A 17909-nucleotide genomic window follows, 5' to 3' on the forward strand; every position below is an offset into this window, starting at 1 on the left:
GGTTTCCGCAAAGAAACCCCCGCCCTGCTCGTCGGGCCGAATCAGACGCGGCGGCGCTTGCTCGGCCGCACGCCATTGTGCGGGATCGGCGTGACGTCACGGATGGACGTGATGGTGAAACCGACGGCCTGCAGCGCGCGCAGAGCCGATTCGCGGCCCGAACCGGGGCCTTTGACTTCCACCTCGAGGGTGCGCACGCCATGCTCGGCGGCCTTGCGGCCGGCGTCTTCGGCGCAGACCTGTGCGGCATAAGGCGTCGACTTGCGGCTGCCCTTGAAGCCCATCATGCCGGCGCTGGACCAGCTGATCGCATTGCCCTGCGCATCGGTGATGGTGATCATGGTGTTGTTGAAGCTGGCGTTCACATGCGCGACGCCTGCCGAGATATTCTTGCGCTCGCGCCTGCGAAGCCGCTGGGGTTCCCGTGCCATCTGACTAACTTTCCTACTCGAAACTGGTTGAACCGGTGCCTGCGCCTGTTTCCGCAATTTCTGCGTCGCACACACCCTGCCATGCCTGTCCGCGCCGGGAGCATCGTCCCTTTGCCGGTCCCCATGTCGATCACCCATCTCGCTTCGGGCGCCGAATGATCGGCAGACCTGCGGGAAGAGGCGATCCCATGCGGGACCAAGACCTGAGCGCTAGCACGCTGCCGGGGCGGAGAGCGAGGAACCGGATGGTCCGGTGGTCTCGCCTTGCCCCTGCACGCCCCTGGCCTTGCGGGCCTTGCCGGGTCCGGCGCGCCCCCATTGGGCGGGCCTGCTACGGCGGGGACGTCTGGTCCGGACTGTTCTGGCGGGTGCGGATGCGATGTTTCAGCACATGCGCCCGGCGGAACAGAAGAAGCCGGATCGCTCCGGCGCCGGGCGGCTCGCGATGGCATGGCCGCAGCCATGCCAGCATCGCGCCATCCGGCCTTGCGTTACTTCTTCTTGCCGGCGATCGGCTTGGCCTTGCCCTTGCGGGTGCGCGCATTGGTATGCGTGCGCTGGCCACGGACCGGCAGGCCCTTGCGATGACGCAGGCCGCGATAGCAGGCCAGATCCATCAGGCGCTTGATGTTCATCGCGGTTTCGCGACGCAGATCGCCCTCGACCGTCAGGTCGGCGTCGATCGTTTCACGGATCTGCAACACTTCCGCGTCGGTCAGATCCTGAACCCGGCGGCTGTGATCGATGCCGAGCTTGTCGGCGATGCCCACGGCGGTCCGGGGACCGATGCCATGGATGTAGGTCAGCGCGATGATCACGCGCTTGTTGGTCGGGATGTTGACCCCCGCAATACGTGCCATATATCCTCCTGCTCCACAGGATGCTCTGGCGGGCATCCTATCTCGTAGCGTTGAACCCGGACGCGCAAAGCACGGCGAGCGCTCGCTCGCGCTGCCGTTGACCTTGTCGCATTGGGAACGGCGGTCGTTACTGCAACGCTCGTGCCCTGTCAACGGCAGGCCGGAACGGACCGCCTCTTTAACAGTATCAAAACCCCTGCCGGGTTCTTATGAGCCTTCCAGCCCGCCGCCCTGTCGCCCGTTTCCGAATCAGAGCCCCTTTTTCATGTCCCAAAGCGCTCCCACATCCTCGGTGACCACGCGACTCGTGAAGGGGGCCGGCTGGGTGATGACCTCGCAGGTCATCATCAACGCAGTGTCGTTCGCCTCGTCGATCGTGCTGGCGCGCCTGCTGATGCCGGAAGACTTCGGCCTGGTCGCCATTGCACTGGGGGTCAGCGCGGTCGTGACGGCCTTGACCTCCATGCCGCTGTCCGAGGCGCTCATCCAGATCAACGATATCGAGGACGATCACTTCCACAGCGCGTTCACGCTGGGCTTCCTCCGCGCGATGATGCTCACGCTGCTGCTGGCCGGGGCAGCCTGGCCGGTCGCGGCCATGTATGACGACAGTCGCCTGGCGCCGATCATGCTTGCGCTTGCGGGGCAGGCCTTCATCAGCGGCTTCTACAGTGCCCGCTGGCCGATGATCCAGAAGCAGCTCTCCTTTGCGCCGGATGCTATCGCCGGTGTCGTGACCCGCGTGGCGGCCGTTACCGCTTCGGTCGTGATCGCCTTTCTGTACCAGACCTATTGGGCGATCGTGATCCCGATCGTGTTGATGCAGTTCCTGAGCGTAGTGGTCACGCATCTCTATGCGCCCTATCTGCCGCGCCTCAGGCTCTCGAAGGTGCGCGAGATCTGGTCCTTCTCGATCTGGATGACTTTCAGCTCGGTGCTGACGACCGTCAACGCGCGCATCGACAGTCTCGTGCTGGGCGGTGTTCTGGGGCAGCGCGAAGTCGGATTTTACAGCTATGCCGATGAGAAGGCGCGGATGCCCACGCGCGAGCTCTCAACGCCGCTCATCCGACTGCTATTTCCCGGCCTCACCGCGGTACGGCACGATCCCGCCCGGCTCGCCGCGGCCTATCAGCGCACGCTGACCGTCATTTTCGCCGTCTGCGTGCCGGCTGGCGCCGGCTTCGGCCTGGTTGCCGACATGTTCGTTCACGTGTTGCTCGGTCCGAAATGGATCGAGATCATCCCGATCATGCAAGTGCTGGCCTTTACCTTCGCGTTCGAGAATCTGGTCACCGCTACCGCGCCGCTCGCGATGGCAATGGGCGCGACCCGCGCGCTGTTCGTTCGCGATCTCATGACCTTTGCATTCCGCGTGCCGCTTATCATCACCGGGCTTCTGCTGTTCGGCATAACGGGGCTGTTGGGCGCGCGCGTGCTGTCCACCCTCGCCTCTGTCCTGCTCAACATGCTGCTCGCCAAGCAAATCGTGCATGTCAGCATCCGCCGTCAGTTTCTCGGCTGCGCGCGCACCTTTGTCGCCGTGGGCGGCATGTGCGCGGGAGTGATCGCCTTCAAGATGGCCCTGCCCGCCCATGTCGCGCACAGCGTGTCCGGTTTGCTGGCGACGATTGCGGTCGGCGGTGTGGCTTATATCGCCTGCCATTTGGGCGTGTGGATCCTGCGCGGACGGCCTGCAGGGCCGGAAACGGATCTGATCGCCATCTTCAGCGGCGTCCTGCGCAAGCTGGGACGGTTCAAAAGACCCCAGCCCGGATTGTCCGAGCGATAAGACGCAGGCTTAGCCGGCCGAGGCGGTCCCTGCCGTCAATCGCTGCAGCAGCATTTCGAGCTTGGGGCCATCAAGATGGCTCTTGATCGCAGCGAAGGCACGCTCGGCAATGGCCCGGCATTCGTCGGGCCGCTTGAGCAAGTCCGCGACGACATCCTCCAGGTCCGACAGATCCCAACGCACCGGCACATAGGTTTCCCCGGCCCGGTAGATGTCGCAGAAGGTTTCCAGATGGCTCATGTCGGGCTTCACCAGCACGGCACCGGTCAGCACCGCCTCCAGATCGCGCCAGCAGATCTCGCCAAAACCGAACGGGCTGAAGCACAGCTGCGACTGGTCCATCTCGCTCATGAACGCGGCCCGATCGACCCGGCCCTGCCACGCCACCAGATGGCGCGCGGCAAGGGCTCGCACGGCCTGCTCGGCCTCGCGGCGCATGATCACATACCAATGGGTGCGCTCACCCGCGTCGACGCGACCCTCGGCGTGCAACTGCGCCGGTGCGAGCGCGAAGCGCGCGTGAACGTCAATGGGGCGGGGACCGCTGGGGATCGCCTGACGCTGCTCGAACGCCTTGAGCAGCACCGGCGCGGTCGCAAAAGCCGGCGCCAGCACGAGGCGGTCGACGATGTCCGGCCGACAGCGCCAGTTCGGCTCGTCCACGATCAGCCCGGCCTTGTCGCTGTAATAAGCCGCGAGATTGGTATGCGCTGCTTGAGGGACACGATAATGATCGCGATCCAGCATCAGCGATTTCTTGGCATAGAGATCGACATAATCCGCAACCCGGTCGGCAAAGCGGACATCGGTCGGCGCGAACCAGTCGAGATAGGTGATCGGCGCGTGCGGATTGGCGGACTTGACCCGCTCCAATACGCGCTCGAGTTCGCCATCCGGCAACACATAAAAGGACTGGATCAGGATGGCGGACGCGTCCTTGATCAGATGCTCCGCATTTTCCGCCGGATAGGGCACGGCGCGGAACGCATAGCCCTGTCGGGCAAAGCGATCCGCGTCATGATAGAAAGGGTAGATTTGCGGCCAGGCGATCTGGTCATCGGCATAGATGAACAGAATCCGCGTCTGGGCCTGGCGAGGGAAGCGGCGCGCGAGATGGGACCGGATGACAGGCTTGACCGGATCGTAGCGGCGCCTTCCATCATCCAGAAGGCTTATCACCCGCGCTTCGATCCCCGTCACCACTATCGCTCCGTCCTATTTGCGCCCAGCGCACCAGCCTCGTTTGCGAACGAGGGGAGGATCAGCGATCGAGAATGGTCACAATCGCGTTCGACACCTCATCGATATCCGCCATGCCGTCAACCCGGCTGACGATGTTGCGTTCCTCATAAATTGGGAGGATCGGCGCTGTTTTCGCGCGATACTCGGCCATGCGGGTGCGCACCGTTTCCTCATTGTCATCGGGCCGCCGCTTGAACTCGGTGCTTCCGCACCGGTCGCAAACGCCCTCGATCTTCGGTGTCTTATACCGATCATGATAGCCTTCACCGCAGCTTGCGCAAGTGAAGCGGCCGGTGATCCGGTCGACCAGTGCATCCTCGTCGACCGCCAGTTCAATGACATGATCGAGCTGACGGTTGCGCGCGCCCAGCAGCACGTCCAGGCTCTTAGCCTGCGCCGCCGTACGCGGATAGCCATCGAAGATCACACCGACATCCGGTCCGAGCTGGTCCAGCGCTTCGCCGATGATTCCCGAGACGATCTCGTCCGAGACGAGTTCGCCGGCATCCATCACCGCCTTCGCCTTGAGACCTACCGGGGTGCCGGCCTTCACCGCCGCCCGCAGCATGTCGCCGGTCGAGAGCTGAACCATGCCACGCGCAGCGACCAGACGCTGCGCCTGAGTGCCCTTGCCGGCGCCGGGCGGTCCCAGCAGGATGATGTTCATGTCACTCCCCCAAAATTCACAAGAAGGATAAGCCTGCGGCCGGTTTGCCCCGGCCGGCTCAGCGCATCCGGCCTTTCAGACGCGCCTTCTTGATGAGGTCGCGATACTGGTGGGCGATGAGATGGCTCTGGATCTGCGTGACGGTATCCACGGTCACGTTGACGACGATGAGCAGGCTCGTGCCGCCGAGATAGAACGGAATCCCGGCACGGGCGATGGCGAACTCGGGGATCAGGCAGACCAGGGCCAGATAGATGGCACCGATCACCGTGATCCGCGTCAGCACGTAATCGAGATAGTTCTCGGTGTTCTTGCCGGGACGGATGCCCGGAATGAAACCGCCGTTGCGCTTGAGATTCTCCGCCGTCTCTTCCGGGTTGAAGACCACCGCGGTGTAGAAGAAGCAGAAGAAGATGATGCCTGCGCCGTAGAGCGCCATGTAGAGCGGCGTGCCGTGCGACAGATACTGGTTGATCGACAGCACGAAGTCGCCCCACGCACCGGTCGACGCATTGGCACCCGCACCGGAGAACTGCGTGATGGTGAGCGGCAGCAGCAGCAGCGACGAGGCGAAGATCGGCGGGATCACACCGGCGGTGTTGATCTTCAGCGGCAGGTGGCTGCGGTCCGCCTGCATCACGCCCTGCTTGGTCTGGCGCTTGGGATACTGGATCAGCACGCGGCGCTGCGCGCGCTCGACGAAGCAGATGCCCGCGATGAGGCCGAGGCCGACGATAATGATGCCGAGGATGACCAGACCCGAGATCGAGCCGGTGCGGCCCGATTCGAAGAGGTTGGTGAGCGTCACCGGCAACTGCGCGACGATGCCAGCCATGATGATCAGCGAGATGCCGTTGCCGATGCCGCGGCTGGTGATCTGCTCACCCAGCCACAGCAGGAACATCGTGCCGCCGATCAGCGAGATGACCGCGCTGATGCGGAACAACATGCCGGGATCGACCACGGCCTGCAGCCCGGATTGCGCGCCATAGGCCTCGAGCCCGACGGCAATGAAATAGCCCTGGATCGCCGTGAGGCCGACCGTGCCATAGCGGGTGTATTGGTTGAGCTTCTTGCGCCCTGCTTCGCCTTCCTTCTTGATCGCGGCCAGCTTGGGCGAGAGCGACGAGCCGAGCTGCACGACGATGGAGGCGGTAATATAGGGCATGATGCCCAGCGCGATGAGGCTCATGCGCTGCAGGCTGCCGCCGGAGAAGGTATTGAAGATGTCGAGAATGCCGCCCTGCGTCTGTTGATAGAGCTGGGCCAGCACGGTCGGATCGACACCGGGGAGCGGGACGAACGAGAAAAAGCGGAAGACGATGAGCGCACCCACCGTGAACCAGATCCGCTTCTTGAGCTCTGTAGCCTGGCCGAAGTTAGCGAGGCTCAGATTGGCTGCCATTTGGTCGGCGCGTGATGCCATGATCGCTTGCAATCCCGAAAAATGATGCTCGCCCAGGATTTGGGGGACGAACAGCCTTATCCCTTAGACGTCTGACCGGCGCCTGTCGAATAGCGGTGCCTGACTATATGACGGCATATGCAAGCGACCCCACCCGCCCATATCGGCGGGAGGGGTCGGCTATGCAAGCTCACAGTCAGGCCTGTCTCCCGATCAAGGAGATTATGCGGCCTCGGCCGGTGCAGCCTTGGCGAGAATCTCCACCTTGCCGCCAGCCTTTTCGACCGCCTCGATGGCAGCGCTGGAGGCGCCCGCCACGGCGAAGTTCGCCTTGGTGGTCAGTTCGCCCTTGGCGAGCAGACGCACGCCATGCTTGCCGCCGCGCGAAATGCCGGCCGCGCGCAGCGCCGCCTGGTCGATGGTTGCGGCCGCATCGAGCTTGCCGGCGTCGATCGCCTTCTGGACCATGCCGAGGTTCACCACCGCATAGTCCTTGCGGAAGATGTTGTTGAAGCCGCGCTTCGGCAGACGCATATGGAGCGGCATCTGGCCGCCCTCGAAACCGTTAATGGCGACGCCCGAACGTGCCTTGGCACCCTTCTGGCCGCGACCGGCAGTCTTGCCCTTGCCCGAGCCGATACCACGGCCGACGCGCATCCGGCCCTTGCGGGAACCGGCATTATCCTTGAGTTCATTCAGCTTCATAAGTGCACTCGCTTTCGCTGTTGTCGCGCTGGTGGAAAGTGCGGCCCATAGCCGCCGCACTTTGCTTTGTCACCCCATAGAATCTGTCTTGGCCGATCTCCGTCCTTCGCGTCCTGCACACGGCTCGGCGCTATCGGCGTGACAAGCCTCATGGTTAAGCGGCACCCCGGCATTCACAAATTTTGCAAGTGCGAAGGCTCGAAAAGTCATTCGCTTTAGGGCTTTACATGGTTAACGCTCGTGATCAGTCGCGCCCGAGCGCGCCCGGCTCCATTGACGAGTTGCGCATTATCGCGACCGTTCTCCTCGTTGCCTTCCATGTCGTGGGCCAGACCGACAGCGGGCTGCGAATCGAGGACGGGCACCCCGCGCGGTTCATCGTCGATCTGGGCGCCAGCTTCCGGATGCCGGCCTTCGCCTTCGTCGCCGGCTTCATCTACTGCCTGCGTCCGCCCACGCGAGGGCATATGCGCGACTTTCTGCGCGGCAAGGCGCGGCGGATCGCGCTCCCTGGCCTGATCGCCGCCGTCCTGTTTGGAACGGTCGCCTACATGCAAGGCTCGCGGTTCGGCATCCCGCCCGAAGCTCTCTGGGGCTTGGCCATCTTCCCCTATGCCCACTTCTGGTTTTTGCAGGCGATCCTTGCGCTGTTCATCGTCGTCGGCCTGATCGACATCGCGCTCGGTCATCGCGGGCAGTGGCCAATGTTCGCCGGCGCCTTGCTGCTTGCCTTGTGGCCCCCGCCCATCCCGACTCTTTTCGCACTGCCCCAAGCGATCCTGCTGGCGCCCTTCTTCATCTTCGGCATGTGCGTCTATCGAAGCTGGGCGTGGATCGCGCAGCATGGGCGGCTGATCGTCCCGCTGGCCGCCGTGGCTGCATTGCTTGCCTTCAGTGGCGCCTTCTATGATTATCTGATGCTCGGCGTCTCTCCGAACACGAGCATTGCCTCATCGCTGCTGCTGGGCATGTCGGTCAGCCTGCTCGTTCTGCTGCGCTGGCCACACCACCCCTATGCACGCAAGGTTGGGCAGTTCAGCTTTACCATCTATCTCTATCATGTGTTCGCCACCGCCGCCGCGCGGATGGCGCTCCACACAGTCGGTATCGACGCGCTCGCGATTCATCTGCCGGTCGGAATCCTCGCCGGGCTGGTCGGCCCGGTGGCACTGCATCTCATTCTGCTCAAGACGCCCGTCGTCGGCCCGCTGGCCCTGGGCATCCGGACCAAGGCGCCCGCGCCCCGCAGCGCTCCGGCCCAGCATGTCAAACCGCGCGCACCTGCATCCGCTCTGGCTCTTCCGGCAGCATCATCCCGCCCGGCCGTCCCGCGCGGTCACTGACCCGCCTTCAACCAGAAACCTTTCGGCAGACCTACAAACGAAAACGGAGCGCGTAACCTTCAAGGCTACGCGCTCCGTTTTCAATGTCGGTCGTAAAAGGCTTCAGCCTTCGACGATTTGCACCATGTGCGGCAGCTTGCGGATCGCGCCGCGCACTTCCGGCGTGTCCTCGAGCTCGACGACACGGTTCATCTTGCCCAGGCCGAGGCCGATCAGGATCTTCTCCTGAGAGGCCGGACGGCGGATCGGGGAACCGATCTGCTTCAGCTTGATCTTCGCCATGTCAGTTACTCCGCAATCGCTTCGGCGTCAGCCGCAGCGACCTCGGCAGAGGCGCCACCGCGACGAAGCAGGTCAGCGACCTTCTTGCCGCGACGCTGAGCGACCGACTTGGGGCTGGTCTGCTCGGTCAGAGCCGCGAACGTCGCCCGGATCATGTTGTACGGGTTCGACGTGCCGACCGACTTGGTCACCACGTCGGCCACGCCAAGGCTCTCGAACACGGCGCGCATCGGACCGCCGGCGATGATGCCGGTGCCTGCCGGCGCGGTACGAACGGTCACCTTGCCGGCGCCGAAGTGCCCGCGACCATCATGGTGCAGCGTGCGGCCTTCCTTGAGCGGAACGCGAACCATTGCCTTCTTGGCAGCGGCGGTCGCCTTGCTGATCGCCTCGGGAACCTCACGAGCCTTGCCATGGCCGAAGCCGGCACGGCCCTTGCCGTCACCCACGACCACGAGTGCCGCAAAGCCGAAGCGCTTGCCGCCCTTCACGGTCTTCGAGACGCGGTTGATGTGGACGAGCTTCTCGACGAATTCCTCGCCATTGTCGTCCTCACCGCCACGACCGCGACGGTCGTCACGACGGCCACGGCCGCCACGATCCCGATCGCCACCGCTGCGGCCGCCACGGCCACGGCGCTGTTGCTGCTGCGGCTCGGCGGCCACACCCGTCACGTCCTGGGGCGTGGTCTCGGGCGCGAGAACAGCCTCGGGCTGATTGCCCTCACCGGTGGTGTTTTCGTCTGCCATCATCAGAACTCCAGTCCGCCTTCACGAGCGGCATCGGCCAGCGCTTTCACGCGACCATGAAAGAGGAAGCCACCACGATCGAACACGACCTTGGTAACGCCGGCCTTGGCGGCAGCCTCGGCGACGCGCTTGCCGACATCGGCTGCAGCCGATGAAGTGGCGCCGGTCTTGCCACGCACATCCTTGTCCAGGGTCGACGCTGCGGCCAGGGTCTTGCCCTGCGTGTCGTCGATGACCTGCGCATAGATATGCCGGCCGGAACGGTGCACGGACAGACGGGGCTTGCCACCCGCCCGCGCCTTGATCGCGGTACGCACGCGCCGGGCGCGACGATCGAAGAGAGAGAGTTTCGCCATGGCTTACTTCTTCTTGCCTTCTTTGCGGAAGATAAACTCGCCGCGATACTTGATACCCTTGCCCTTATAGGGCTCCGGCTTGCGCCAGCGACGGATTTCCGCCGCGACCTGGCCGACCTGCTGCTTGTCGATCCCGCTGATTTCCACCGTGGTGTTATCGGGGGTCTTGATCTCGATGCCGGCCGGAACCGGGAAATCGACATCATGGCTGTAGCCGAGCTGCAGCTTCAGGTTCTTGCCCTGGGCCGTGGCACGATAGCCGACGCCGGTGATCTCGAGCACCTTGGTGTAACCCTCGGTCACGCCCGTGACCAGGTTCTGCACCAGCGTGCGCTGCATGCCCCAGAATGCTCGAGCCGCCTTGGTGGCGTTGGCCGGCTTGATCGAAATCGCACCGTCTTCCAGCTCATAGCTGATCTCGTCGCGCATCTGGAGCGCCAGCGTGCCCTTCGGGCCCTTCACGGAAAGCTGACCGTTCTCGATGGTGGCCGTCACCCCGCTGGGGATCGTGACCGGCTTTTTGCCGATGCGGCTCATCAGAACACCTCCGCCAGCACTTCGCCGCCGACGTTCTGTGCACGCGCTTCGGCATCCGAGAGCACGCCACGGGGCGTCGAGACGATGGTGATACCGAGGCCATTGCGTACCACCGGAAGCTCCTTGGAGCCCGAATAGACGCGACGGCCAGGCTTGGAAACGCGCGCGACGTGCTTGATCGCCGGCTCGCCTTCGAAATATTTCAGCTCGATGCGTAGGCCATCATGGCCAGCCACCTGCTCTTCGGAATAGCCGCGGATGTAACCCTCGCGCTGAAGCACGTCGAGCACACGCGCACGCAGCTTGGACGCGGGCGAAACCACGCTGTCCTTGCGTGCCCGCTGGCCGTTGCGGATGCGGGTGAGCAGGTCACCCAGGGGATCGGTCAGTGCCATCTCTTAATCCTTACCAGCTCGACTTGGTGACGCCGGGGATCAGGCCCTTGTTGGCCAGATCGCGCAGCTGAACACGGCAAAGCCGGAACTTGCGATAGTAAGCGCGGGGACGACCGGTCAGCTCGCAACGGTTGCGCACCCGGGTCGGGTTGCCGTTGCGGGGGATCTCGGCCAGCTTGAGACGCGCGATCAGACGCTCGCTGTCATCAAGCGACGTGTCATTCGCCACTGCCTTGAGACGGGCATATTTGCCGGCGTACTTCTTCACCAGCTTCTTGCGCCGTTCGTTCTTGTTGATCGAACTCAGTTTCGCCATGGACTTAAGCTCTCTTCCTTAGAAATTGGATCCGGCCACGCTCACGCAGCCTCTTTTTCCGCCTCGGCGGGGAACGGGAAACCGAAAAGACGCAGCAGTTCGCGCGCTTCTTCGTCCGTGCGGGCCGTGGTGGTCACGATGATGTCCATGCCACGCACCTTGTCGACGCGGTCATAGCTGATCTCGGGGAAGATGATCTGCTCCTTGATGCCGAAGGCATAGTTGCCACGGCCGTCGAAGCTCTTCGGGTTGAGACCACGGAAATCGCGGATGCGGGGCATCGCGATCGTCACGAGACGATCGAGAAACTCGTACATGCGCTCGCGACGCAGGGTCACCTTTGCGCCGATGGGCATGCCTTCACGCAGCTTGAACTGCGCGATCGACTTCTTCGCCTTGGTGATGACCGGCTTTTGGCCGGCAATCAGTTCCATTTCCTCGGCGGCCTGGGTGACCTTCTTCTTGTCCTGGGTCGCCTCGCCCACGCCCATGTTGAGCGTGATCTTCTCGATCCGGGGGATTTCCATGTGGTTCTTGTAACCGAACTTCTCGCTCAGCGCCTTGACGATGGTCTCGTCATACAGCTTGCGCGAGCGCGGGATGTACTTGTCAGTCATCAGATGACCTCCCCGGACTTGACCGCGACGCGGACCTTCTTGCCGTCACGGTCCTCGAAGCGGACGCGCGTGGCCTTGCCGTCGACAGCCAGTGCGACATTGGAAATGTGCAGCGGCGCCGGCTTGCGATCGATGCCGCCCTGCGGATTTGCCTGGTCGGGCTTGCGGTGGCGGGCGTGGACGTTGATGCCGTCGACCAGCACCTTGTCATCCTTGGGCATCACCTGGAGGACGGAACCGGTACGGCCCTTGTCCTTGCCGGCGAGCACGACGACCGTGTCACCCTTCTTGATACGTGCAGCGCTCATCACAGCACCTCGGGAGCAAGCGAAATGATCTTCATGAAGTTCTTCGCGCGCAGCTCGCGGACCACCGGGCCAAAGATACGCGTGCCGATCGGCTCCGCATTCTTGTTGACCAGCACGGCCGCGTTGCCGTCGAAGCGAATGACGCTGCCGTCGGGACGACGAACGTCCTTGGCGGTGCGCACGATCACGGCGCGGTGAACGTCACCCTTCTTCACGCGGCCACGGGGGGCGGCGTCCTTCACGGAGACGACAATGATGTCGCCAACGCTGGCAAAACGACGCTTCGAGCCGCCGAGCACCTTGATGCACTGGACGCGCTTGGCGCCGCTGTTGTCAGCGACATCAAGATTGGATTGCATCTGGATCATCGATCCGGTTCCTTCTCAATTGGCCTGCCGGGACACAGCCTGTGTCTGGCCCGGTGGTTCCGTTAAATCCTTGAGACCTGCTCAGGCTGCTGCGTCTGCAGCGACCTGCTCGGGAGACTTGTGGGTGTCGACCCGCGCGATGACCTTCCAGGTCTTCAGCTTCGAGATCGGCGCCGTCTCCTCGATACGGACGGTCTCACCCTCGTGATACTCGTTGGCATCATCGTGGGCGTGATACTTCTTCGAGCGACGGATGATCTTGCCGTAGAGCGGGTGCTTCACCTTGCGCTCCACCTTGACGACGACCGTCTTGTCACCCTTGTCGGAAACCACCGTTCCCGTCAGCACGCGCTTGGGCATGGGCCTGTTTCCTTCTTACTTCGCGGACGAGCGCGAACGCTCGGCCTGGAGGGTTTTGATCCGCGCGATGTCGCGACGCACTTCGCGCACGCGGCTCGGCTTCTCAAGCTGGTTGGTCGCAGCCTGAAAGCGCAGGTTGAACTGCTCGCGCTTCAGCTCGCCCAGATCGGTCGACAGCTGATCGTCGCTCTTCGCCTTGAGGTCAGAAATCTTGGTCATGACCATCATGCTCCCAGATGCGAGGTGTCGCCGAGACGCGCCACCACCTTCGTCTTGATCGGCAGCTTCATCGCTGCGCGGCTGAATGCTTCCGCAGCCAGCGGACCGGGCACGCCGTCCAGCTCGAACAGGATGCGGCCGGGCTTTACGCGCGCCGCCCAATATTCGATCGAACCCTTGCCCTTACCCTGACGGACTTCGGCAGGCTTCTTGGAAACCGGCACGTCCGGGAAGACGCGGATCCAGAGACGGCCCTGACGACGGATGTGACGCGTGATCGCGCGGCGAGCCGCTTCGATCTGGCGCGCGGTGACCCGCTCCGGTTCCAGAGCCTTGAGGCCGTAGGATCCGAAATTGAGGTCCGTTCCACCCTTGGCATCGCCCTTGATGCGACCCTTGAAGGTCTTGCGGAACTTGGTTTTCTTCGGCTGTAGCATGATGCTTTACCTTGCTCTCAATTCTCAGCGAGCCGGACGCACACCGGAGGTCTGAGCCTCCAGCATGAGACGGTCGGTCGCCATCGGATCGTGGCCGAGGATCTCGCCCTTGAAGATCCAGACCTTGATGCCGCAAACGCCATAGGCCGTGTGGGCCTCGGCTTCTGCATAATCGACGTTCGCACGCAGCGTGTGCAGCGGAACGCGACCTTCGCGATACCACTCGACACGGGCGATCTCCGCGCCGCCCAGACGGCCGCCGCAGGTGATCTTGATGCCCTCGGCGCCGAGACGCAGCGCGCTCTGCACGGCGCGCTTCATGGCGCGACGGAAAGCGATACGACGCTCGAGCTGATCGGCAACACCCTGGGCGACGAGCTTGGAGTCGATTTCCGGCTTGCGGATCTCGACGATGTTCAGGCTCACATCGCTGGACGTCATCGCGCTCAGCTTCTTGCGCAGCTTCTCGATGTCCGCGCCCTTCTTGCCGATGATGACACCGGGACGGGCTGCATAGATCGACACGCGGCACAGCTTGGCCGGACGCTCGATAACCACCTTGGAGATCGCGGCCTGGGGCAGCGTCTTCATGACATACTTGCGGATCTTGAGATCCTCAAGCAGCAGGCGACCATAGTCCTGGCCTTCCGCGAACCAGCGGCTGTCCCAGGTGCGGTTGATCTGCAGGCGCAGACCGATGGGATTGCTCTTGTGACCCATGGATCAGGCCTCCTCTTCCGCAGCTTCACGCACGACGATGCGCACGCGGCTGAAGGGCTTCAGGATGCGGGTGGACTTACCGCGACCACGCGCATGGAAGCGCTTCATGGTGAACGACTTGCCGACACTCGCCTCGGCGACGACGAGCGCGTCGACGTCGAGATTGTGGTTGTTTTCCGCATTGGCGACCGCGCTGGCGAGCACCTTGCGAACATCGACCGCCATCGCGCGCTTGGAGAAGGCGAGCACGTTCATCGCGTCCTCGACCTTGCGGCCACGGATGAGCGCGGCGACCAGGTTCAGCTTCTGGGCCGAACCGCGGATCTGCGTGCCGACGGCCAGCGCCTCATTGTCCGAGACGCGGCGGGGAGCTTTTGCCTTGCCCATCAGCGCTTGCCCTTCTTGTCAGCGGCGTGGCCGGGGAAGTAGCGCGTCGGCGCGAATTCACCCAGCTTGTGACCGACCATGTCCTCGTTCACCGAAACGGGAACGTGCTTGCGACCATTGTAGACGTTGAACGTCAGGCCAACGAACTGCGGCAGGATGGTGGAGCGGCGCGACCAGGTCTTGATCGGACCGCCACGGCCGTTGTTCTCCTGCGCGGTTTCTGCCTTCTTGAGCAGATGCAGGTCCACGAAGGGACCCTTCCAGACGGAGCGAGCCATCGCTTACCTCTTCTTCTTGGCGTGACGCGACCGGATGATCATCTTGTCGGTCGACTTGTTGTGACGGGTACGAGCACCCTTAGTCGGCTTGCCCCACGGGGTAACCGGATGACGGCCGCCCGAGGTCCGGCCTTCACCACCGCCGTGCGGGTGGTCGACCGGGTTCTTGGCGACGCCGCGGGTGAGCGGGCGACGGCCGAGCCAGCGGCTGCGGCCGGCCTTGGCGAGGTTCTGGTTCTGGTTGTCGGGGTTCGACACCGCACCGATGGTCGCCATGCAGTCCGAGCGGATGTAGCGCTGCTCACCCGAGCCGAGACGGACGATGACCATGCCGCGATCGCGACCGACGAGCTGGGCATAAGTGCCCGCGCTGCGTGCGATCTGAGCGCCCTTGCCCGGCTTCATCTCGATGTTGTGGATGATCGTGCCGACCGGCATCTGACCCAGTTCCATCGCGTTGCCCGGCTTCACGTCGGTCTTCTTGCCTGCGATCACCTTGTCGCCGACAGCCAGACGCTGCGGGGCGATGATGTAGGCCTGCTCGCCATCGGCATAGCTGACCAGCGCAATGAACGCCGTGCGGTTCGGGTCATATTCCAGACGCTCCACCGTGCCTTCAACGTCCCACTTGCGACGCTTGAAGTCGATGATGCGATAGCGCTGCTTGTGACCGCCGGCGATACCGCGCGAGGTCACATGACCCTTGTTGTTGCGGCCACCGGTCTTGCGCTTGCCTTCGGTCAGCGCCTTGACGGGCTTGCCCTTGTGGAGGCCGGACCGGTCGACGAGGATCAGGCCACGCTGGGCCGGGCTCGTCGGGTTATAATGCTTGAGTGCCATTGTTCAGTCCGCCCTCAAATGCCCGTGGTGATGTCGATCGACTGGCCTTCGGCCAGGGTCACGACAGCCTTCTTCACGTCCGAGCGCGTGTAGGGCTTGCCCTTCCAGCGCTTGGTCTTGCCCTTCTGGACGATCGTGTTGACCGACTTGACGCTGACATTGAACAGCGCCTCGACAGCGGCCTTGATCTCGGGCTTCGAAGCGTCCCGCGCGACCTTGAACACAACCGCGTTGTGCTCGGAGACCAGCGTCGCCTTTTCGGTGATGTGCGGGGCGACAATCACGTCGTAATGACGCGTGGCCACCGCTGCTGCCTGCTTCTTAGCCATTGAAGCGCGCCTCCAGCTGCTCGACCGCGGCACGGGTCAGCACCAGGCTGTCCGCACGCAGGATATCGTAGACATTGGCACCGATGGCGGGGAGCACATTGACACCGACGAGATTGGACGAGGCCTTGGCGAAGGAGAGGTTGGTCGCCTCGCCGTCGATGAACAGCACCTTGCCGAGGTTGAGCTTGGCGAGCTGACCCGCCAGTTCCTTGGTCTTGCCGTCCTTGACGTCCAGATTGTCCAGAACCGTGAGCGAGCCGCCCTTGGCCTTGGCCGAAAGCGCCATCTTCAGGCCCAGTGCACGCACCTTCTTGTTGAGCGAGTGCCCGAAGGTACGGGCGCGCTGACCGTGCGCCTTACCACCACCGATGAAGATCGGGGCGCGGCGATCGCCGTGACGAGCCGTACCGCCGCCCTTCTGGCGACCGAACTTCTTGCCCGTGCGGGCAACGTCAGAACGCTCGCGCGTCGCCGATGCCGGGGCACGGCGCTTTTCAAGCTGCCAGGTGACGACACGGTGCAGAATGTCCGCGCGCGGCTCGAGGCCGAACACATCGTCATTCAGCTCGACATCGCCGGAGGCCTTGCCGCCGTCCAGAGTGAGAACCTTGATCTTCATGACTTAGCCCTCCTGGCCTTCAGTGGCCTCGGGCGCCGCGCCGTCCTGCGCAGGCGTATCGGCCGGAGCCTCGGCGTTATTGTTGGCAGCCGACTTGATGCTGGCCGGGTACGGCACGTCAGCCGGACGATCGACCTTCACGGCGTCCTTGACGAGAAGCCAGGCGCCCTTCGAGCCGGGCACGCTGCCCTTCACGAACAGCAGGCCGCGCTCGACGTCCGTGCGGACGATCTCGAGGTTCTGCTGGGTGCGCTGACGGTCCCCCATGTGGCCGGCCATCTTCTTGTTCTTGAACACGCGGCCCGGATCCTGACGGTTACCTGTCGAACCATGGGCACGGTGGCTGATCGACACACCGTGCGTGGCGCGCATACCGCCGAAACCCCAGCGCTTCATGGCGCCGGCAAAGCCCTTGCCCTGCGTCTGACCCGTCACGTCGACGAGCTGACCAGCGATGAAGTGATCGGCAGCGATTTCCGCGCCGACATCGAGCAGGGCGTCCTCGGCCACGCGGAACTCGACGACCTGCGCCTTGGGTTCCACCTGAGCCTTGGCAAAGTGCTCGCGCTGCGGCTTGGCGACATTCTTCGCCTTCGCAACGCCGGCACCCAGCTGCACGGCTACATAGCCGTCCTTATCCATTTCGCGACGGGCAATGACCTGGTTGCCTTCGAGCGCCAGGACGGTGACGGGCACATGGCGGCCATCATCCTGGAACAGGCGGGTCATACCCACTTTCTTCGCGATCACGCCGGTACGCATGATCCAATCCTCCAATAGAGGCCCCTGCATGATGCGGGGGCTTATCCAACGAAAAAACCGCCAGGACCCTAAGACCCAGGCAGCCAACCCGATTTTGCGATGCGTTCCCCCGTCCGGGCTGGATGCTTCCGGACCCTCGACAAGCGAGGCGGAAACGACGGAGGACGCTGCCCGGCCGAAGCCGGCGGTATCCAAATGTCCTGCAAGGCGACCCGAAGGCCGCCCCGCTACGGCCATCAGGCCAGTTTGATCTCGACGTTCACGCCGGCAGCCAGATCGAGCTTCATCAGCGCGTCGACGGTCTGCGGGGTCGGCTGCACAATATCAAGCATGCGCTTGTAGGTGCGGACCTCGAACTGTTCACGGCTCTTCTTATCGATGTGCGGCCCACGGTTGACCGTGAACTTCTCGATGCGGGTCGGCAGCGGAATGGGACCGCGAATGAGAGCACCCGTACGACGAGCGGTATCGGCGATGTCGCCGGTCGCCTGATCCAGCACGCGATGATCGAATGCCTTGAGACGAATACGGATATTCTGCGTTTCCATGTCCACTAACCGATGTGAAAGAGCCAAAACAAAACCG

Annotated in this window: 28 protein-coding genes; 2 read left to right on the forward strand and 26 right to left on the reverse strand. The window is 63.5% G+C overall.

Annotated features, from left to right (window positions below; all coding sequences use genetic code 11):
* Positions 1 to 41: 41 nt before the first annotated feature.
* Both rpsK and rpsM read right to left on the reverse strand, forming a co-directional pair.
* A complete protein-coding gene (gene rpsK, locus M2336_RS02500; RefSeq protein WP_014077853.1) occupies positions 42 to 431 on the reverse strand; it encodes a 30S ribosomal protein S11 in 390 nt (129 codons plus the stop codon).
* A 491-nt stretch (positions 432 to 922) separates the two neighbouring features.
* The gene (rpsM, locus tag M2336_RS02505; RefSeq protein WP_181558379.1) at positions 923 to 1291 is read right to left on the reverse strand and encodes a 30S ribosomal protein S13; all 369 of its coding nucleotides are present in this window, start codon (positions 1289 to 1291) and stop codon (positions 923 to 925) included.
* 265 nt (positions 1292 to 1556) lie between these two features.
* Here rpsM and M2336_RS02510 point away from each other — a divergent pair, with 265 nt between their 5' ends.
* Positions 1557 to 3083 (forward strand): lipopolysaccharide biosynthesis protein, encoded by a 1527-nt coding sequence (locus M2336_RS02510; RefSeq protein ID WP_264592537.1) that lies wholly within the window; start codon positions 1557 to 1559, stop codon positions 3081 to 3083.
* Between the two features lie 9 nt (positions 3084 to 3092).
* Here M2336_RS02510 and M2336_RS02515 read toward each other — a convergent pair whose 3' ends face one another.
* From M2336_RS02515 to rplO, 4 genes are all read right to left on the reverse strand, one after another.
* Positions 3093 to 4283, reverse strand: a complete 1191-nt coding sequence (locus tag M2336_RS02515; RefSeq protein WP_264573846.1) for a glycosyltransferase — start codon at positions 4281 to 4283, stop codon at positions 3093 to 3095.
* 61 nt (positions 4284 to 4344) lie between these two features.
* Positions 4345 to 4992: an adenylate kinase gene (locus tag M2336_RS02520; RefSeq protein ID WP_264573847.1), complete on the reverse strand. Its 648-nt coding sequence runs from the start codon at positions 4990 to 4992 to the stop codon at positions 4345 to 4347.
* A gap of 58 nt (positions 4993 to 5050) precedes the next feature.
* Complete coding sequence (gene secY / locus M2336_RS02525) at positions 5051 to 6418, reverse strand: preprotein translocase subunit SecY (protein WP_181558375.1); 1368 nt, start codon at positions 6416 to 6418, stop codon at positions 5051 to 5053.
* A 201-nt stretch (positions 6419 to 6619) separates the two neighbouring features.
* Complete coding sequence (gene rplO / locus M2336_RS02530; protein WP_264573848.1) at positions 6620 to 7102, reverse strand: 50S ribosomal protein L15; 483 nt, start codon at positions 7100 to 7102, stop codon at positions 6620 to 6622.
* Positions 7103 to 7329: 227 nt separating this feature from the next.
* On the opposite strand from rplO, the gene M2336_RS02535 reads away from it, so the two are divergent.
* Positions 7330 to 8445, forward strand: coding sequence for an acyltransferase family protein (locus M2336_RS02535; protein ID WP_264573849.1), 1116 nt, complete (start codon positions 7330 to 7332; stop codon positions 8443 to 8445).
* Between the two features lie 102 nt (positions 8446 to 8547).
* On the opposite strand, the gene rpmD is transcribed toward M2336_RS02535, so the two are convergent.
* From rpmD to rpsJ, 20 genes are all read right to left on the reverse strand, one after another.
* On the reverse strand, positions 8548 to 8727 hold the full coding sequence (rpmD, locus tag M2336_RS02540) for a 50S ribosomal protein L30 (RefSeq protein WP_181561266.1): 180 nt from the start codon (positions 8725 to 8727) through the stop codon (positions 8548 to 8550).
* Between the two features lie 5 nt (positions 8728 to 8732).
* Positions 8733 to 9476: a 30S ribosomal protein S5 gene (gene rpsE, locus M2336_RS02545; protein WP_264572349.1), complete on the reverse strand. Its 744-nt coding sequence runs from the start codon at positions 9474 to 9476 to the stop codon at positions 8733 to 8735.
* Between the two features lie 2 nt (positions 9477 to 9478).
* Positions 9479 to 9832: a 50S ribosomal protein L18 gene (gene rplR, locus M2336_RS02550; protein WP_181561265.1), complete on the reverse strand. Its 354-nt coding sequence runs from the start codon at positions 9830 to 9832 to the stop codon at positions 9479 to 9481.
* A 3-nt stretch (positions 9833 to 9835) separates the two neighbouring features.
* On the reverse strand, positions 9836 to 10369 hold the full coding sequence (gene rplF / locus M2336_RS02555; RefSeq protein WP_181561264.1) for a 50S ribosomal protein L6: 534 nt from the start codon (positions 10367 to 10369) through the stop codon (positions 9836 to 9838).
* The gene (rpsH, locus tag M2336_RS02560; protein WP_181561263.1) at positions 10369 to 10764 is read right to left on the reverse strand and encodes a 30S ribosomal protein S8; all 396 of its coding nucleotides are present in this window, start codon (positions 10762 to 10764) and stop codon (positions 10369 to 10371) included. The genes rplF and rpsH overlap by 1 nt, the downstream gene beginning before the upstream one ends.
* A 10-nt stretch (positions 10765 to 10774) precedes the next feature.
* A complete protein-coding gene (rpsN, locus tag M2336_RS02565; RefSeq protein ID WP_181561262.1) occupies positions 10775 to 11080 on the reverse strand; it encodes a 30S ribosomal protein S14 in 306 nt (101 codons plus the stop codon).
* Between the two features lie 41 nt (positions 11081 to 11121).
* Positions 11122 to 11697: a 50S ribosomal protein L5 gene (rplE, locus tag M2336_RS02570; RefSeq protein ID WP_264573851.1), complete on the reverse strand. Its 576-nt coding sequence runs from the start codon at positions 11695 to 11697 to the stop codon at positions 11122 to 11124.
* Positions 11697 to 12005, reverse strand: coding sequence for a 50S ribosomal protein L24 (gene rplX, locus M2336_RS02575; protein WP_264573852.1), 309 nt, complete (start codon positions 12003 to 12005; stop codon positions 11697 to 11699). Before rplX ends, rplE begins: the two co-directional genes overlap by 1 nt.
* Positions 12005 to 12373 (reverse strand): 50S ribosomal protein L14, encoded by a 369-nt coding sequence (gene rplN, locus M2336_RS02580; RefSeq protein ID WP_014077869.1) that lies wholly within the window; start codon positions 12371 to 12373, stop codon positions 12005 to 12007. Before rplN ends, rplX begins: the two co-directional genes overlap by 1 nt.
* An 81-nt stretch (positions 12374 to 12454) precedes the next feature.
* Positions 12455 to 12733, reverse strand: a complete 279-nt coding sequence (gene rpsQ, locus M2336_RS02585) for a 30S ribosomal protein S17 (protein ID WP_181561259.1) — start codon at positions 12731 to 12733, stop codon at positions 12455 to 12457.
* Between the two features lie 15 nt (positions 12734 to 12748).
* The gene (gene rpmC / locus M2336_RS02590) at positions 12749 to 12952 is read right to left on the reverse strand and encodes a 50S ribosomal protein L29 (RefSeq protein WP_181561258.1); all 204 of its coding nucleotides are present in this window, start codon (positions 12950 to 12952) and stop codon (positions 12749 to 12751) included.
* Positions 12953 to 12957: 5 nt separating this feature from the next.
* Complete coding sequence (gene rplP / locus M2336_RS02595; protein WP_181561257.1) at positions 12958 to 13389, reverse strand: 50S ribosomal protein L16; 432 nt, start codon at positions 13387 to 13389, stop codon at positions 12958 to 12960.
* Between the two features lie 24 nt (positions 13390 to 13413).
* Positions 13414 to 14109, reverse strand: a complete 696-nt coding sequence (rpsC, locus tag M2336_RS02600; RefSeq protein ID WP_181561256.1) for a 30S ribosomal protein S3 — start codon at positions 14107 to 14109, stop codon at positions 13414 to 13416.
* Positions 14110 to 14112: 3 nt separating this feature from the next.
* Positions 14113 to 14496: a 50S ribosomal protein L22 gene (gene rplV / locus M2336_RS02605; protein WP_181561255.1), complete on the reverse strand. Its 384-nt coding sequence runs from the start codon at positions 14494 to 14496 to the stop codon at positions 14113 to 14115.
* Complete coding sequence (rpsS, locus tag M2336_RS02610) at positions 14496 to 14774, reverse strand: 30S ribosomal protein S19 (RefSeq protein ID WP_181561254.1); 279 nt, start codon at positions 14772 to 14774, stop codon at positions 14496 to 14498. The genes rplV and rpsS overlap by 1 nt, the downstream gene beginning before the upstream one ends.
* Before the next feature lie 3 nt (positions 14775 to 14777).
* Positions 14778 to 15614, reverse strand: a complete 837-nt coding sequence (gene rplB, locus M2336_RS02615) for a 50S ribosomal protein L2 (protein ID WP_181561253.1) — start codon at positions 15612 to 15614, stop codon at positions 14778 to 14780.
* A 14-nt stretch (positions 15615 to 15628) separates the two neighbouring features.
* Positions 15629 to 15943 carry a 50S ribosomal protein L23 gene (locus M2336_RS02620; RefSeq protein WP_181561252.1) on the reverse strand — a complete coding sequence of 105 codons (315 nt, stop codon included), beginning with the start codon at positions 15941 to 15943 and terminating at the stop codon, positions 15629 to 15631.
* Complete coding sequence (gene rplD / locus M2336_RS02625; protein WP_264571787.1) at positions 15936 to 16562, reverse strand: 50S ribosomal protein L4; 627 nt, start codon at positions 16560 to 16562, stop codon at positions 15936 to 15938. The genes M2336_RS02620 and rplD overlap by 8 nt, the downstream gene beginning before the upstream one ends.
* Before the next feature lie 3 nt (positions 16563 to 16565).
* Positions 16566 to 17324, reverse strand: a complete 759-nt coding sequence (gene rplC / locus M2336_RS02630; protein ID WP_264573853.1) for a 50S ribosomal protein L3 — start codon at positions 17322 to 17324, stop codon at positions 16566 to 16568.
* A 236-nt stretch (positions 17325 to 17560) separates the two neighbouring features.
* The gene (rpsJ, locus tag M2336_RS02635) at positions 17561 to 17872 is read right to left on the reverse strand and encodes a 30S ribosomal protein S10 (protein WP_014077880.1); all 312 of its coding nucleotides are present in this window, start codon (positions 17870 to 17872) and stop codon (positions 17561 to 17563) included.
* Positions 17873 to 17909 lie beyond the last annotated feature (37 nt).

This window comes from Sphingobium sp. B1D7B, assembly GCF_025961965.1.
Taxonomy (GTDB): Bacteria; Pseudomonadota; Alphaproteobacteria; order Sphingomonadales; family Sphingomonadaceae; genus Sphingobium.